15 protein-coding genes are annotated in these 15,576 nt (G+C 64.0%); 9 read left to right on the plus strand and 6 right to left on the minus strand.

Annotation, left to right across the window (positions count from 1 at the left end):
• Nucleotides 1-36: 36 nt before the first annotated feature.
• Nucleotides 37-438, minus strand: coding sequence for a GFA family protein (locus ACMGG8_RS03140; RefSeq protein WP_414159161.1), 402 nt, complete (start codon nt 436-438; stop codon nt 37-39).
• Nucleotides 439-757: 319 nt separating this feature from the next.
• On the opposite strand from ACMGG8_RS03140, the gene ACMGG8_RS03145 reads away from it, so the two are divergent.
• The 9 genes from ACMGG8_RS03145 to ACMGG8_RS03185 all read left to right on the plus strand — a co-directional run bounded on the left by ACMGG8_RS03145 (nt 758) and on the right by ACMGG8_RS03185 (nt 10,989).
• Entirely contained in the window at nt 758-2,065 is a 1,308-nt protein-coding gene (locus tag ACMGG8_RS03145) for a CitMHS family transporter (RefSeq protein ID WP_414159162.1), read from the plus strand.
• Between the two features lie 67 nt (nt 2,066-2,132).
• Nucleotides 2,133-2,900: a TerC family protein gene (locus ACMGG8_RS03150; RefSeq protein ID WP_060836901.1), complete on the plus strand. Its 768-nt coding sequence runs from the start codon at nt 2,133-2,135 to the stop codon at nt 2,898-2,900.
• 216 nt (nt 2,901-3,116) lie between these two features.
• A complete protein-coding gene (locus ACMGG8_RS03155) occupies nt 3,117-4,775 on the plus strand; it encodes a Na/Pi cotransporter family protein (RefSeq protein ID WP_060836900.1) in 1,659 nt (552 codons plus the stop codon).
• 56 nt (nt 4,776-4,831) lie between these two features.
• Nucleotides 4,832-6,226, plus strand: a complete 1,395-nt coding sequence (locus ACMGG8_RS03160) for a M16 family metallopeptidase (RefSeq protein WP_414159163.1) — start codon at nt 4,832-4,834, stop codon at nt 6,224-6,226.
• A gap of 150 nt (nt 6,227-6,376) precedes the next feature.
• Nucleotides 6,377-7,420, plus strand: coding sequence for a DUF5924 family protein (locus ACMGG8_RS03165; protein WP_060842087.1), 1,044 nt, complete (start codon nt 6,377-6,379; stop codon nt 7,418-7,420).
• A gap of 54 nt (nt 7,421-7,474) precedes the next feature.
• Nucleotides 7,475-8,623: an ABC transporter permease gene (locus tag ACMGG8_RS03170; protein ID WP_060842086.1), complete on the plus strand. Its 1,149-nt coding sequence runs from the start codon at nt 7,475-7,477 to the stop codon at nt 8,621-8,623.
• Nucleotides 8,620-9,423, plus strand: a complete 804-nt coding sequence (locus ACMGG8_RS03175; RefSeq protein ID WP_060836896.1) for an ABC transporter ATP-binding protein — start codon at nt 8,620-8,622, stop codon at nt 9,421-9,423. The genes ACMGG8_RS03170 and ACMGG8_RS03175 overlap by 4 nt, the downstream gene beginning before the upstream one ends.
• A 1-nt stretch (nt 9,424) precedes the next feature.
• On the plus strand, nt 9,425-10,363 hold the full coding sequence (locus ACMGG8_RS03180) for an MlaD family protein (protein WP_414159164.1): 939 nt from the start codon (nt 9,425-9,427) through the stop codon (nt 10,361-10,363).
• Nucleotides 10,360-10,989 carry an ABC-type transport auxiliary lipoprotein family protein gene (locus ACMGG8_RS03185; protein ID WP_060842084.1) on the plus strand — a complete coding sequence of 210 codons (630 nt, stop codon included), beginning with the start codon at nt 10,360-10,362 and terminating at the stop codon, nt 10,987-10,989. Before ACMGG8_RS03180 ends, ACMGG8_RS03185 begins: the two co-directional genes overlap by 4 nt.
• Before the next feature lie 72 nt (nt 10,990-11,061).
• On the opposite strand, the gene ACMGG8_RS03190 is transcribed toward ACMGG8_RS03185, so the two are convergent.
• The 5 genes from ACMGG8_RS03190 to ACMGG8_RS03210 all read right to left on the minus strand — a co-directional run bounded on the left by ACMGG8_RS03190 (nt 11,062) and on the right by ACMGG8_RS03210 (nt 15,544).
• A complete protein-coding gene (locus ACMGG8_RS03190; RefSeq protein WP_060842083.1) occupies nt 11,062-12,291 on the minus strand; it encodes a nucleoside recognition domain-containing protein in 1,230 nt (409 codons plus the stop codon).
• 176 nt (nt 12,292-12,467) lie between these two features.
• Nucleotides 12,468-13,799 carry a glutamate/aspartate:proton symporter GltP gene (gltP, locus tag ACMGG8_RS03195; protein ID WP_060836892.1) on the minus strand — a complete coding sequence of 444 codons (1,332 nt, stop codon included), beginning with the start codon at nt 13,797-13,799 and terminating at the stop codon, nt 12,468-12,470.
• A 744-nt stretch (nt 13,800-14,543) separates the two neighbouring features.
• Nucleotides 14,544-15,011, minus strand: coding sequence for an inhibitor of vertebrate lysozyme family protein (locus ACMGG8_RS03200; RefSeq protein WP_060836891.1), 468 nt, complete (start codon nt 15,009-15,011; stop codon nt 14,544-14,546).
• A gap of 2 nt (nt 15,012-15,013) precedes the next feature.
• Nucleotides 15,014-15,178, minus strand: a complete 165-nt coding sequence (locus ACMGG8_RS03205; protein ID WP_003170804.1) for a DUF1328 domain-containing protein — start codon at nt 15,176-15,178, stop codon at nt 15,014-15,016.
• Nucleotides 15,179-15,259: 81 nt separating this feature from the next.
• Nucleotides 15,260-15,544, minus strand: coding sequence for a hypothetical protein (locus ACMGG8_RS03210; protein ID WP_060836890.1), 285 nt, complete (start codon nt 15,542-15,544; stop codon nt 15,260-15,262).
• Nucleotides 15,545-15,576 lie beyond the last annotated feature (32 nt).

The raw sequence follows: 15,576 nt of genomic DNA on the forward strand, positions 1-15,576 counted from the left end.
GAGAACCGCGCTAACGCTGCGCGCCTGCGGCAGGGCCTACAGGGTTTCTTGCGGCTCTTGCGGCAGGTGCTGGTCCAGGTGCAGCCAGGGCAGGCGGCTGTCGGTCCAGATGTGCCGGTCCGCCGGCGCCAGCTCCGGGTGGTCCAGGGTGGCGATGGTGACATCGATGCTGTCCGGGCTCAGGTGGGTGACCAACGCCAGGTGAGCCCCACAGTTGCTGCAGAAATAGCGCGCGCAACTTGCAGAAGAGTCGTAGCGGGCGGGAACCCCCTCCCGCCAGGTGAAAGCCGAGGCGGGCAGGGTGATCCAGGTGGTCACCAGGCCGCCACTGGTCCGGCGGCAGATCGAGCAATGACAGTGGGCGATATCCCGCAGCGGCCCGCTGAACTGGTAGCGCAGCCGCCCGCAGTGGCAGCCTCCGGTGTGCAACTCACTCATGTGCATCCCTCCTGTGGGCCAATGCCCGTCACTGTATGCCACTGGTCGCCTGGTGGAACATCCAGCCTTTCCTTTCAACGGCGAAAGCTGGCTGAAAGCTTCCCCGATTAGCATCGCCTCCACTACCGGCAACAGACCGGTTGGCCACAGCGGGCGTTTCTCGCGCTCCCGGCCCTATTAACAACAACAATGGTGATTCTGATGTCCGCTCGTACCCGCCTGTTCGCTACAACTCCTCCCGTACGCCTCGTGCTTGCCGTTCTGCGCTGATCCCACCCGGTTCGCCATTCCCTAGCCGCGCTACGCCTGGAGTATTCCCATGCTGACTTTCCTTGGCTTTGCCATGGTCATCACGTTCATGTTCCTGATCATGACCAAGCGCCTGTCGGCGCTGATCGCGCTGATCATCGTGCCTATTCTGTTCGCCCTGTTCGGCGGTTTCGCGCCGAAAATCGGCCCGATGATGCTCGAAGGCATCACCAAGCTGGCGCCCACCGGCGTGATGCTGATGTTCGCCATTCTGTATTTCGCCCTGATGATCGACTCCGGGCTGTTCGACCCGGCGGTGCGCAAGATCCTCAAGCTGGTCAAGGGCGACCCGCTGAAGGTTTCGGTGGGTACTGCGGTGCTGGCCCTGGTGGTGTCCCTGGACGGTGACGGCGCCACCACCTACATGATCTGCGTGGCCGCCATGCTGCCGCTGTACAGCCGCATTGGCATGAGCCCGCGGATCATGGCCGGGCTGATCATCCTCGCCGGCGGCGTGATGAACATGACTCCCTGGGGCGGCCCCACCGCTCGGGCCGCCAGCGCCCTGCACGTGGACCCCTCGGACATCTTCGTGCCCATGATCCCGGCGATGCTCGCCGGCGTGGTGGCGATCCTGCTGATCGCCTACCTGTACGGCAAGCGTGAGCGGGCGCGCCTGGGCGAACTGCACCTGGCGGGCGACGAGATCGACCACAGCGAAATCAGCGTGTCGCAGTACCCGGATGCGCGCCGGCCGAAGCTGATCTGGTTCAACGGCGCCCTGACCTTCGCCCTGATGTGCGCGCTGATCGCCGGCCTGTTGCCGCTGCCGGTGCTGTTCATGGTGGCCTTCAGCATCGCCATGATCGTCAACTACCCCTGCCTGCAGCAGCAGAAGGACCGGGTCGCGGCCCACGCCGGCAGCGTGCTGGCGGTGGTCGGGCTGATCTTCGCGGCGGGCATCTTCACCGGCATCCTGTCGGGCACCGGCATGGTCGACGCCATGTCCAAGAGCCTGCTGGCGGTGATCCCGGACGCCCTGGGGCCGTACCTCGCGGTGATTACCGCGCTGGTGAGCATGCCGTTCACCTTCTTCATGTCCAACGATGCCTTCTACTACGGCGTGCTGCCGGTGCTGGCCGAAGCCGCCAGCCACTACGGCATCACCGCGGTGAAAATGGCCCGGGCGTCAATCGTCGGCCAACCGGTGCACCTGCTCAGCCCGCTGGTACCCTCGACCTACCTGCTGGTGGCCCTGGCCGGCATCGAGTTTGGCGACCATCAACGCTTCACCCTCAAGTGGGCAGTGCTGGTCTGCCTGTGCATAATGTTCGCCGCTTTGCTGATGGGGATCTTTCCGCTGTTCAGCACGCTTTAAAGGCAATGATTCCCCGCCCGGGCCGGCGTCACGGCCCGGGCCATAACACTCGCGCAAAGGACTACACATGGAATGGCTGACCAACCCGGAAATCTGGGTTGCCTTCTTCACCCTGACCGCCCTGGAAATCGTCCTGGGCATCGACAACATCATCATGATCTCGATCCTGGTCAGCCGCATGCCCAAGCACATGCAGCCGCGCACCCGGATCTTCGGCCTGGCGCTGGCCATGGTCACGCGCATTCTGTTGCTGCTGTCGATCACCTGGGTCATGCGCCTCACGGCCGACCTGTTCGTGGTCTTCGGCCAGGGCATTTCCGGGCGTGACCTGATCCTGTTCTTCGGCGGCCTGTTCCTGCTGTGGAAAAGCTCCCAGGAGATGTACCACGCCCTGGAAGGCGAGGACGAAACCCTGGATGAGCCCAAAGGCAAGGGCGGCAACTTCTTCTACACCATCATCCAGATCGCGATCATCGACATCGTCTTCTCCCTGGACTCGGTGATCACCGCGGTGGGCATGGTCTCCCACGTACCGGTGATGGTGGCGGCGATCATTGTCGCGGTGCTGGTGATGATGCTGGCCGCCGGGACCATCAGCGAGTTCATCGACAAGCACCCGTCGCTGAAGATGCTTGCGCTGTCGTTCCTGCTGGTGGTGGGTACGGTTCTGATCGCCGAGGCCTTCGACGTGCACGTGCCAAAAGGCTACGTCTACTTCGCCATGGCCTTCTCCCTGGCGGTGGAAGCCATCAACATCAAGATGCGCACCGCCATCGCGAAGAAGAAAAAACAGCAGGATCCGGTGAAACTGCGCAAGGACGTTCCCGGTCAATAACCGCGAATGCGCGTCAGGAACAAGGGGCTTTCGAGCCCCTTTTTCACGTCTGCAGCCGGTTGTTTTCATGACAGTTTTGTTTCAAACACCGCTTGAGCTATGCGATGCTGGCGCCCTGTGCGTTAGCCAACTACAGCTTAAATACATAACGTAGAACCTCGCGCAACAACGTCCACTGGCCCCGCTTGGGGCTCTTCACCCCAGGGGGGCCCTCTCATGCTGACCCTGCTCAATCTGCTTTCCGCCGTGGCCCTGCTGATCTGGGGCACGCACATCGTTCGTACCGGCATCCTGCGGGTCTACGGTTCCAACCTGCGCCATGTGATCGGCCAGAACATGGCCCGACGACCGCTGGCCTTCGTTGCCGGCATCCTGGTGACGGCCATGGTCCAGAGCAGCAACGCCACGGCGATGCTGGTGACCTCCTTTGTCGGCCAGGGCCTGATGGCCCTGACCCCGGCGCTGGCGACCATGCTCGGCGCCGATGTCGGCACCGCGCTGATGGCCCGGGTGCTGACCTTCGACCTGTCGTGGCTGTCGCCGCTGCTGATCTTCCTCGGGGTGATCTTCTTCCTCTCGCGCAAGCAGACCCGCGCCGGGCAGCTGGGCCGGGTCGGCATCGGCCTGGGCCTGATCATCCTGGCCCTGCAACTGATCGTCGAAGCCGCCGCACCGATTACCCACGCCCAGGGGGTGAAGGTGCTGTTCGCCTCGCTGACCGGCGACATCCTTCTGGATGCCCTGATGGGCGCGGTCTTCGCCATGGTGTCCTACTCCAGCCTGGCGGCGGTGTTGCTCACCGCCACCCTGGCCGGGGCCGGCGTCATCAGCCTGCCGGTGGCCATCGGCCTGGTGATCGGCGCCAACATCGGCAGCGGGGTGCTGGCCTTCCTCGGCACCAGCATGCAAAACGCCGCCGGCCGCCAGGTGGCCCTGGGCAGCCTGCTGTACAAACTGATCGGCCTGCTGCTGATCATCCCGGTGCTCGACCCCCTGGCCCACTGGATGGACAGCCTGGACTTCAGCCCCCAGGAAGTGGTGATCGGCTTCCACCTGCTGTACAACACCGCGCGTTGCCTGTTGCTGCTGCCCAGTGTCGGCCCCATGGCCCGGCTCTGCACCTGGCTGCTGCCGGAACGACCCCAGGACAATGGCCGCGCGCGCCCACGGCACCTGGACCCGGCCGCCCTGGCCACCCCGAGCCTGGCCCTGGCCAACGCCGCCCGGGAGACCCTGCGCATCGGCGATCTGATCGACAACATGCTGGAAGCCATGCGTGATGTGCTGCGGGGCAAACAGACCGCCATCACCCAGGAGTTGCGTGCCCTGAGCGATGATGTCGAAGCGCTGTACAGCGCCATCAAGCTGTACCTGGCGCAGATGCCCCGGGAGGACCTGAGCGAGCAGGACAGTCGGCGCTGGGCGGAAATCATCGAACTGGCGATCAACCTCAAGCTGGCCAGCGACCTGATCGAACGCATGCTGCGCAAGGTCCAGCAGCAAAAGACCTCGCAACGCCGATCCTTCTCCGACGTCGGCCTGGAAGAACTGACCGGGCTGCATGGCCAGCTGATCGCCAACCTGCGCCTGGGACTTTCGGTGTTCCTCAGCGCCGACCCGGAAAGCGCCCGGCAACTGCTGCGGGAGAAACGCCGCTTCCGCGCCCAGGAACGGCGCCTGGCCCACGCCCACGTCAGCCGCCTGCAGCGCAAGATCGTGCAAAGCATCGAAACCAGCTCCCTGCACCTGGAACTGATCGCCGACATGAAGCGTCTCAACTCGCTGTTCTGCAGCAGCGCCTACGTGGTCCTGGAAACCTCGGACACCGGAGCCCTGCAAGTCGAAGACATGGCTGACATCACCCATTCACCCTGAACGTCCAGAGTTACATGCAGTCTCTAAAACTTACGCACGCCGTAAGGAAGCTTGTTATGCGTTGTCTGTTATTCGCCTGCCTGCTGCTGGGCAGCGCACAAGGTTGGGCCCTGGATCGTTTCCAGGTCGAAGGCTACACCCTGCCCAACGGCCTGCAGCTGCTGCTCAAGCCCGGTAGCGAACGCGGCCACGTGGCGATCCGCCTGGTGGTGGGGGTCGGCCTGGACGATTTCGCCTGTGCCGACAAGGAACTGCCGCACCTGCTGGAACACCTGCTGTTCAGCGGCATCGACGCCAGCGGCGAAGGCGGCCTGGAAGAGCGCATGCAAGCCCTGGGCGGCGAATGGAATGCCTACACCAGCAATGCCGACACCACTTTCGTCATCGAGGCCCCGGCGAGAAACCAGCGCAAGGTCCTCGACCTGCTGCTGTCACTGCTGACCCGCACCCGCCTTAACGACAACGCCGTGGCCGCCGCCAAACAGGTGGTGGAGCGCGAAGACGGTGGCCATTACTCGCACCTGCAGCGCTGGCTCGACCGCCAGGACCTGGGCCACAAGGCCGGCAACCAGCTGGCGGTGGAGCTGGGGCTCAAATGTGCCGAGCGCGCCGAGGTCGGGCACCTGACCCTGGCTCGCCTGGAGCAGGTGCGCCGGGACTGGTACGCCCCCAACAACATGACCCTGATCGTGGTCGGCGAACTCGACCGCCTGCTGCCGGCCTATCTGCAGCGCACCTACGGTGCCCTGGTTCCGGTGGAGCCCAGCGAGCACCCCGATTTGCCGCAGATCCAGGGCACGGCCGCCGCCGAGCGCGACCTGATCCATGGCTGGGTCGGGCAGAGCGCACAGCTGCACTGGCTGTTTCCCGAACCCCTGCTGGAACAGCAACACGACGAGACGTTCGACCTGCTCAAGGACTACCTGGACTGGGCGCTGTACCGTCAGCTGCGCCTGGAGCACGAACTGTCCTACGGCCCCTGGAGCGATCGGGAAGTCTTCGGTGGGGTAGGGTTTCTCAGCCTCAACGCCGACCTGGAGCGTGATGCGCTGCCCCAGGCCCGGCACGTGGTCGAACAGCTCAAGGCGAGCCTGCTCAAGGACGGCCTCGACCCGGCCACCTTCGAGCGCCTGAAACAGGCCGCCATCGACCGCCAGGCCTGGTCAGTGCAAGGCAACAGCGCCCTGGCGGACTACTACTGGAGCGCCCTGGGAGACTTCGACAACGGCCGTTTCAGCGACCCGGCCAAGCGCCTGCGGGCAGTCAGCCTGGACCAGGCCAATCGGGCCCTGAAGCAACTGCTGCAACAGCCGGGCTACCTGCGCATCGAAAAGCCGCTGCTGGGCGATGAACAACTGCTGTGGCTGGGCGCCGGCCTGCTGGGCCTGATCCTCTGCGCCAGCCTCGGCACCTGCCTGTGGCACCGTCGGCGCCCCGCCAGCCGGCTGTAGCAGGAGCACAGGCATTGGCCCCGCAGCTTGCATCCGACGGCGGAGCGGGGCCGCGTTGCAGGCTCCAGCCCGCGCAAGCTCCCTCGCCACGAGCAGCGGCCAACGGTATCCTGTCGCGGTTTTTCCCTGCCCAGACTGTGACCCCGCCCGATGCCTAACCTGACCCTCTATATTCAGCGCGTTCTGGAACTGATCAAGCGCTACCCGGGGGTCATTGCGCTCGGCGGTTTCATCTCCGGAGTCGGCAGCTTCATCCTGGTGGACCGACAGCAGAGCCTGGCCTCGTGGATCGCCGTGATCCTGCTGGTGAGCTGGGTCTGGCTGATGCTGGAAAACAGCCTGACCCAACTGTTCACCAAGGTCTTCAAGCGCGAGATCCCCCAGCCGCTGCTGCGTTACGCCACGCAGATGATCCATCAGGAAAGCCTGTTCTTCGTCCTGCCGTTCTTCTTCATCACCACCAGCTGGAACAGCGGCCAACTGGTGTTCACCGGCTTGCTGGGGGCGGCGGCACTGATCTCCATCACCGACCCGCTGTACTACAAATGGCTGGCCCCGCGGCGCTGGCTGTTCCTCGCCCTGCACACCCTGACGCTGTTCGCCGCACTGCTCACCGCGCTGCCGTTGATCCTGCACCTGACCACGGCCCAGAGCTTCAAGCTGGCCCTGGGCATCGCCATGCTCCTGTCCTTCCCCAGCCTGGCGTCGATCCTGCCGATCCGCAGCCTGCGCAGTGCCCTGGCGGTGCTGTGCATCACCCTGGCCATCGGCAGCACCGGCTGGCTGCTGCGCTCCTGGGTGCCGCCGGCCACCCTGTGGCTGACCGAGGACGCCATCAGCACCCAGCTTCAGGACCGCACGCCGGGAGACAGCCTGGAACAGGTCAGCAGCCGCCAGGTGCGCAGCGACGGCTTGTACGCCTACACCGCGATCAACGCTCCCCGGGGCCTGGACGAGCGCATCTATCACGTCTGGCAGTTCAACGGCAACGAAGTGGACCGCATCGCCCTGGATATCCACGGCGGGCGCAAGGAGGGCTACCGCGCCTGGTCCCACAAGCAGAATTTCCCGGCCAACCCGACGGGCAACTGGCAGGTGCGGGTCATCACCGAGGACGGGCAGGTGATCGGTGTGCTGCGTTTCGAGATCACCGATCCAGATCAAGATGCGGCCAAGAGCGGCGAGGCAAAGTAACGGCGATCGTGCTATTACGTAGCACTGCGCAATCGCCACGCAAGCTCGGAGCTTATGAATACCCGCATGACGCCCGGCACCGCTCAACTGGACAACGCCCACTCTCCGGCGCAACTGCGCATCGGCGGCGACTGGACGCTGGCCCACTACAGCGACCTCAAGCGTCTCTGCCAGAGCCTCGACGGCCACTACGACAGCAGCACCCACATCGACCTCAACGGCCTGGGAGCCCTGGACACCGCCGGCGCCTCGCTGCTGGTGGAGCTGCTGGGCGCCGAGCGCCTGGGCCAGTCCGCCGAACACCCGGGCTGCACCCTGTCCAGCGCCGACCGCGCGCTGCTGCACACGGTCTATAGCTCGCTCAACGATTTCTGTGTGCCGGTCAGGGAGCCGGAGATTTCCGTCAGCGTGCAATTGCTCTCGCGCATCGGCAGCGCGGTCTACACCGTCTGGCAGGACACCCTGAAAGCCCTCGGCTTCATCGGCCTGATTCTCGAAACCCTGGCCCGCGGCCTGCTGCGCCCCAAACGCTGGCGCATCACCCCGGTGGTGGCGCATATCGAACAGACCGGCCTCGACGCCGCCCCCATCGTCGCCTTGCTGACCTTCCTGGTGGGCGCGGTGGTGGCCTTTCTCGGGGCCACGGTGCTGGCCAATTTCGGCGCCAGCATCTTCACCGTGGACCTGGTGGCGTTTTCCTTTCTGCGGGAGTTCGGCGTCCTGCTCACCGCGATTCTCATGGCCGGACGCACCGCCAGTGCCTTCACCGCACAGATCGGCTCGATGAAGGCCAACGAAGAGATCGATGCGATCCGTACCCTGGGCCTGGACCCGATGGAGCTGCTGGTACTGCCCCGGGTCCTGGCATTGCTGGTGGCGCTGCCGATGCTGACCTTCCTGGCGATGCTCTCGGGGATCATTGGCGGCGCCGTGGTCTGTGCCCTGTCCCTGGATATCTCGCCGGCGATGTTCCTTTCCCTGCTGCATTCGGACATCGGTGTTAAGCACTTCCTGCTGGGCCTGGTGAAAGCGCCGATCTTCGCCTTCCTGATCGCCGCCATCGGTTGCCTGGAGGGTTTCAAGGTCAGCGGCAGCGCCGAGTCGGTGGGGGCCCACACCACCTCCAGCGTGGTGCAGTCGATCTTCGTGGTGATCGTCATCGACGCCGTGGCCGCGCTGTTCTTCATGGAGATGGGCTGGTGAGCCGGGCACCGCGGGCACCTGCCGAGGCAGTGATCGAGGTCCGGGGCCTGTGCAATCGCTTCGGCAAGCAGAGCGTGCACGAGAACCTCGACCTGGACGTGTACAAGGGCGAGATTCTTGGCGTGGTCGGCGGCTCGGGCAGCGGCAAGTCGGTGCTGCTGCGCAGCATCGTCGGCCTGCGCCAGCCCAGCGAAGGTTCGGTACGGGTGTTTGGCCAGGACCTGCCGAGCCTGCCGGAACAACAACGCTCGTTGATCGAACGGCGCTTTGGCGTGCTGTTCCAGAAGGGTGCGCTGTTCACCTCGCTGACAGTGACCGAGAACGTCGCCCTGCCACTGATCGAACATGCCGGGCTGTCTCGCGCCGACGCCGAGCACTTGGCGGCGGTCAAGCTGGCACTGGCCGGGCTGCCGCTGTCGGCGGCGGACAAATACCCGGCCTCACTCTCCGGCGGCATGATCAAGCGTGCGGCCCTGGCCCGCGCCCTGGCCCTGGACCCGGACATCCTGTTTCTCGACGAACCCACCGCCGGCCTCGACCCGGTGGGGGCCGCCGCCTTCGACCAGTTGATCCTGACCCTGCGCGATGCCCTGGGCCTGAGCGTGTTCCTGGTCACCCACGACCTGGACACGCTCTACACCATCACCGACCGGGTGGCGGTGCTGGCGCAGAAAAAGGTGCTGGTGGCGGACGCCATCGACGTGGTCGCCGAAACCCCGGACGAGTGGATCCACCAGTACTTCCATGGCCCTCGCGGCCGCGCGGCCTACCAGGCCGCTACACAGACCAACGAGGGATGACATGGAAACCCGAGCCCATCATGTACTGATCGGCCTGTTCACCGTGATCGTGGTGGCCAGCGCCCTGCTGTTCGGCCTGTGGCTGGCCAAGTCCAGCGTCGACAGCGCCTTCCAGGACTACGAGATCGTCTTCAACGAGGCGGTCAGCGGCCTGTCCAAGGGCAGTGCCGTGCAATACAGCGGGATCAAGGTCGGCGATGTGGTCAACCTGCGCCTGGACCCCAAGGACCCGCGCCGGGTGCTGGCGCAGATCCGCCTGGGCAGTGAAACCCCGATCAAGGAAGACACCCAGGCCAAGCTGGCCCTGACCGGCATCACCGGCACCTCGATCATCCAGCTCAGCGGCGGCACGCCGCAAAGCCCGCCCCTCAAGGGCAAGGACGGCCACCTGCCGACCATCACCGCCTCGCCATCGCCCATTGCCCGCCTGCTGAACAACAGCAACGACCTGATGACCGGGGTCAACCTGCTGCTGCACAACGCCAACCGCATGTTCTCCCCGGACAACGTGGAACGGGTCAGCAGCACCCTGGACAACCTGCAGAAAACCTCGGCGAGCATCGCCGGGCAACGTGATGACCTGCGCCAGCTGATGCAGCAGCTGGGCACCATCAGCAAGCAGACCAGCGCCATGCTGGAACAGACCACCGCGCTGATGCGCAACGCCAACGGCCTGCTCAGCGACCAGGGCAAACAGATGGTTGGCAGCGCCGCACAGGCCATGCGCAACCTGGAGCAGAGCAGCGCCACCCTGAACACCTTGCTGAGCAACAATCAGGACTCGCTGAACAACGGCATGCAGGGCCTCAACGGCCTGGCGCCAGCGGTACGCGAACTGCGCGAGACCCTGAGCTCGCTGCGAAGCATCACCCGCCGCCTGGAAGCCAACCCCGGCGGTTACTTGCTGGGTAACGAGAAGAACAAGGAGTTCACGCCATGAAGCGTGCCGATCGCCTGTTTGCCCCCCTGGCCCTGAGTGCCGTACTGGCCCTGACCAGCGCCTGCTCGATCCTGCCCAAGGGCGAGCCGCTGGACATCTATCGGCTACCAGTGGGCCAGGCCGCTGCCACGGCCCCGAGCCAGGCCCTGCCGTGGTCCTTGCAGCTGCTCAAGCCCCAGGCCAGCGATGCGCTGAACAGCGCGCGGATCGCGGTGATTCCCCAGGGCAATCTGATCAGCAGCTACAAGGCTTCGCGCTGGAGCGACCCGGCGCCGATCCTGCTGCGCAACCGCCTGCTGGACGGCTTCCAGCGCGATGGCCGGGTGCAGCTGTTGAGTACCGATGACAGCAACCTGCAGACCGACCTGGCCCTGGGCGGCGACCTGCAAGCCTTCCAGACCGAATACCAGGGCAGTGCCGCCCAAGTGGTGATCCGCCTGGATGCGCGGCTGATTCGTGGCAATGACCAGAAGATTCTCGCCAGTCGACGTTTTGAAGTGCGCCAGCCGCTGACTGAAACCGCGGTGCCGGCGGTGGTGACGGGATTTGGCCAGGCCGGCGATGCGCTGACCCGCCAGGTGGTGGATTGGGCGGTGGGGCAGGGCAATCGGGCGCTCAAGCATTGAGCGCCCATTCGCCGGCAAGCCGGCTCCTACGGGTGGTGTAGGAGCCGGCTTGCTGGCGAAGACTCGGTCAACTCAGCCAAAGAACCAGTAGCAAACCGCAATCGCCGCCACCACGCCGGCGAACTCCGCCAGCAAGGCACAGCCCACGGCGTGCCGCACCCGCTGGATGCCCACCGCGCCGAAGTAGACCGCCAGCACATAGAAGGTGGTTTCGGTGCTGCCCTGGATGGTCGCCGCCACCAGGGCCGGGAAGCTGTCCACGCCCTGGGTCTTCATGGTTTCGATCAGCATGGCCCGGGCGGCACTGCCGGAGAACGGCTTGACCATGGCGGTGGGCAGGGCGTCGACGAAGCGCGTGTCCCAACCGGCCCAGGCCACCAGGTGGCGAATGCCGTCAAGACCGAAGTCCAGCGCCCCGGAAGCCCGCAGCACGCCGATGGCGCAGAGCATCGCCACCAGGTACGGCAAGAGGTTCTTGGCCACCTCGAAGCCTTCCTTGGCGCCTTCGACAAAGGCCTCGTAGACCTTGACCTTGCGCAGCGCGCCAATCACCAGGAACAGCATGATCAGCCCAAACAGCGTGAGGTTGCCGAGGATCGACGACAACGACGCCAGGGCCGTGGCCGAGAGGGTCGCCAGCAAGGCCATGAAGGCGCCCAGGGCCAGGGCCCCGGGGATCAGGTAGGCCAGCACCACCGGGTCCCACAGACGCAGGCGCTGCATCACCGCCACCGACAGCAGGCCCACCAGGGTCGAGGCACTGGTAGCCAGGAGGATCGGCAGGAACACCAGGGTCGGGTCCGCCGCGCCTTGCTGGGCGCGGTACATGAAGATGGTCACCGGCAGCAGGGTCAGGGACGAGGCGTTGAGCACCAGGAACAGGATCTGCGCATTGCTGGCGGTGGTGGCGCTGGGATTGAGCTCCTGCAAGGCACGCATGGCCTTGAGGCCGATGGGCGTGGCGGCGTTGTCCAGGCCCAGGCCGTTGGCGGCGAAGTTCAGGGTGATCAGGCCCAGGGCCGGGTGGCCGGGCGGCACCTCCGGCATCAGGCGCTTGAACAGCGGACCCAGGACCTTGGCCAGCCATTCGACGATGCCGGCCTTCTCGGCGATCCGCAGAAAGCCCAGCCACAGGGTCAGGGTGCCGAACAGCAGCACCATCACCTCCACCGACAGCTTGGCCATGGCGAAGATGCTTTCCACCATGGCGGCGAAAATCCCGGCATTGCCGCCCACCAGCCACTGGGCCAGGGCCGACACGGTCGCCACGACAAAGAAGCCAAGCCACAGGCCATTGAGCATCGGTCATACCCCTCGAAAGATGCGGCGAATGATAGCGGGGCGGGCAGAAACGACAAACCCCGGATTAACCGGGGTCTGTCATCTGTAGGAGCCGGCTTGCCGGCGAAGGCGAGCCTCAGGCATGTGCAGGGCTTGGGGGCTCTTCGCTGGCAAGCCAGCTCCTACGCAGTAGGCGCTTAGCCCTTGGTGATTTCGCCGGCAGGCAGCTTCTCTTTGCTGCGCCAGTGCGGCAGGGAGTTCCAGTAGCGCTGGCCCTTGGCGTCGTCGTACATGCCTTCCCAACGAGCGATGACCAGTACCGCCAGGGCGTTGCCGATCACGTTCAGGGCGGTACGCGCCATGTCCATCACACGGTCGACACCGGCGATGAAGGCCAGGCCTTCCAGCGGAATGCCCACGCTGCCCAGGGTGGCCAGCAGCACCACGAAAGACACGCCCGGAACCCCGGCAATGCCTTTGGAGGTGACCATCAGGGTCAGCACCAGCAGCAATTGCTGGCTGATGGACAGGTCGATGCCGTACAGCTGGGCGATGAAGATGGCCGCGATGCTCTGGTACAGGGTCGAACCGTCGAGGTTGAAGGAGTAGCCGGTCGGCACCACGAAGCTGCAGATGGCTTTCGGCGCGCCGTAGGCTTCCATCTTCTCGATGACCCGCGGCAGCACGGTTTCCGAGCTGGCGGTGGAGTAGGCAAGCACCAGCTCATCCTTGAAGATGCGCATCAGCTTGAGCACCGAGAAGCCGAACAGGCGGGCGATCAGGCCGAGGATCACAAAGGCGAAGAAGGCAATGGCCACGTAGACCAGGATCACCAGCTTGGCCAACGGCAGCAGGGAAGCGAAGCCGAAGTTGGCGACGGTCACCGAAATCAGCGCGAATACGCCGATGGGGGCGTAGTTCATGATCATGTGGGTGACTTTGAACATGCTCTCGGAGACGCCCTGGAACATCTTCACCAGCGGCTCGCGCAGATCGGACTGCAGGCTCGACAGGCCCAGGCCGAACAGCACCGAGAAGAAAATGATCGGCAGCATCTCGCCGCGGGCCATGGCCGCGAAGATGTTCGACGGAATCAGGTTGAGGATGGTCTCGATGAACGCGTGTTCATGCTGCACTTCGGCGGCGGTGGCCTGGTACTTGGAGATGTCCACGGTGCCCAGGGTGCTCATGTCGATGCCTGCGCCCGGATGGAACAGGTTGGCCAGCAGCAGGCCGACGACGATGGCGATGGTGGTGACGATTTCGAAGTAGATGATGGTCTTCAGACCGATGCGGCCAAGTTTCTTGGCGTCGCCGACCCCGGCAATGCCGACGATCAGGGAGGAGATGACGATCGGGATCACGATCATCTTGATCAAGCGGATAAAGATATCGCCCGCAGGTTGCAGGACGTTGCTGACCCACCAGGCTTTTTCAGCACTGAAATGATTGAGTAGCGCGCCAATCGCAATCCCAAGGACCAGACCGATGAGGATCTGCCAGGCGAGGCTTAATTTTGCCTTCTTCATATCATTACCCTTACTTCAGTTGGACTCGGGCTGATGCGCGAACTGGAACGCTCAATGGCGGAAAAGTTTGTGCATCGGCCCCCGTATAAGGTCATCCCGAGCGAGCATTTACAGCTCTGTGCGGGCGAAAAAAGGCGCAACTATTCCGATGCAAGGGGGGAACGTCTAATGCCGTAAACGCCTACCCTATGCCGAATCGGCATGAGTTTTTCCAAATAAAACGAACGTCCCAACCGGTTCGAATACGACATTTCGGCAGGCATAAATGCCGTGAAACAGCCATTTCAGGCGGCGTGCAGGCATGTCGGAGAGGTCAGGAAAAGGTCGTAAAAAACATGGGAATGTTCTGATTCGGTCGCCTGGAAACGCTGCGATTATTCCGCAAAGTTTCTCGATATACGGTCGCAGAGAAACACCCGGAAACGTTTGATCGGGGTCAAAGGAAGATTTTTTTCGGGATACGCTTCGGCGCAGATGTAGCAACAGCTCTAGAACAGGACTTTGCTCATTCAAGCACGCCGCAAGCTCTTCAAGTCGATGACGACTTGGGAGCTTGCGCCGCCGCTCTTTCCTGACCCGGCCCTTGCGGAGGCACTCCCTGTACCCCTAGGTCACTCCGATCATGCAAGCATCAGAACATCCCGGCCCCTTGGTCATGCACGCGCCTTCCTCGGGCGGTGCAAAGTCGAAAGCGCCTGGGAGGCCCTTTCGCCTATCTGTTATGCAATATCGGCAATACCGGACTCAGTACCAGTTCGGATCTTTGCGCAATTGCTCTTGCAGCAAAGCCTGCATGCCGTCGTCCGGCTTACCGAGGAAACGGTAACTGGCATGCCGCGTCGGCGACTTGTCCGCGGGCAAGCCGGCCGGCACTTCGACCCACAGGGCGTAGGCATGCTTCTTGTTGAAGCTGAAGGCGACGACCAGCCGCTGGTTCTGACAGCTCTGCGCGGTTTCACACAGCGGTCCGACCAGGTACTGGTCGCCCCCTTCGGTCACTGCATTCATCTGTTGCGGCGCATCGCCCGACAGGTTCATCACCCATTCGGGCAGACGCTCCTCTTTTTGCACGACCTTCTGCCAGGTTTCACGAAACTGCGGATCGGAACCCAGCAGCTGGTTGGCACGGGCCTGGCCATCATTGGCGGCCACCGCCAGGGCGCTGGCGCCCAGCAACAGCGCGGCGGCCAAGGTCTTCAACGAGGGACTCATGGTCAGCCTCGGCCACGACGGCCAAAGAAGAACGAAGCGATGAACATCACCAGGAACACCACAAAGAGAATCTTGGCGATACCCGTGGCGGTGCCCGCGATACCACCGAAGCCCAGTACCGCAGCGACAATGGCAATGATCAGGAATGTGATTGCCCAGCTCAGCATGATGATTCTCCTTACTCTTCTATTAGTGATGGTGCCGGTGGAGCCGCCGGACGCCGCCTAAGGCGGGCCGACCCTTGGTGCCTAGAACACCCAGCGTTCCTGACGTGGCGCCTCAAGCGCCGGCTGCGCCTGATCGACGGCCATCAGTTGCACGGGTGTCGCATCGTTGAGCTGGCTGCTCACCGAGCTGAAATGGGTCTGGGTGAAGTGATGGGCCGGCACCCGCGGGGCGGGCGCCTGACTGTCCTGCCAGCGCTGGTACTGTTGCCCGGCGATCAGAGTGACCAGCAACGCCAGACTGGCGAACAGACCTTGCTGAAGGTGCAGTGGCGCAATACGCAATTGGGCAAGACGTTGGCGATTCATCCTGAAACTCCTCCCACACTGGTGGTGATGTT

The organism is Pseudomonas sp. BNK-45 (genome assembly GCF_047456255.1).
GTDB lineage: Bacteria > Pseudomonadota > Gammaproteobacteria > Pseudomonadales > Pseudomonadaceae > Aquipseudomonas.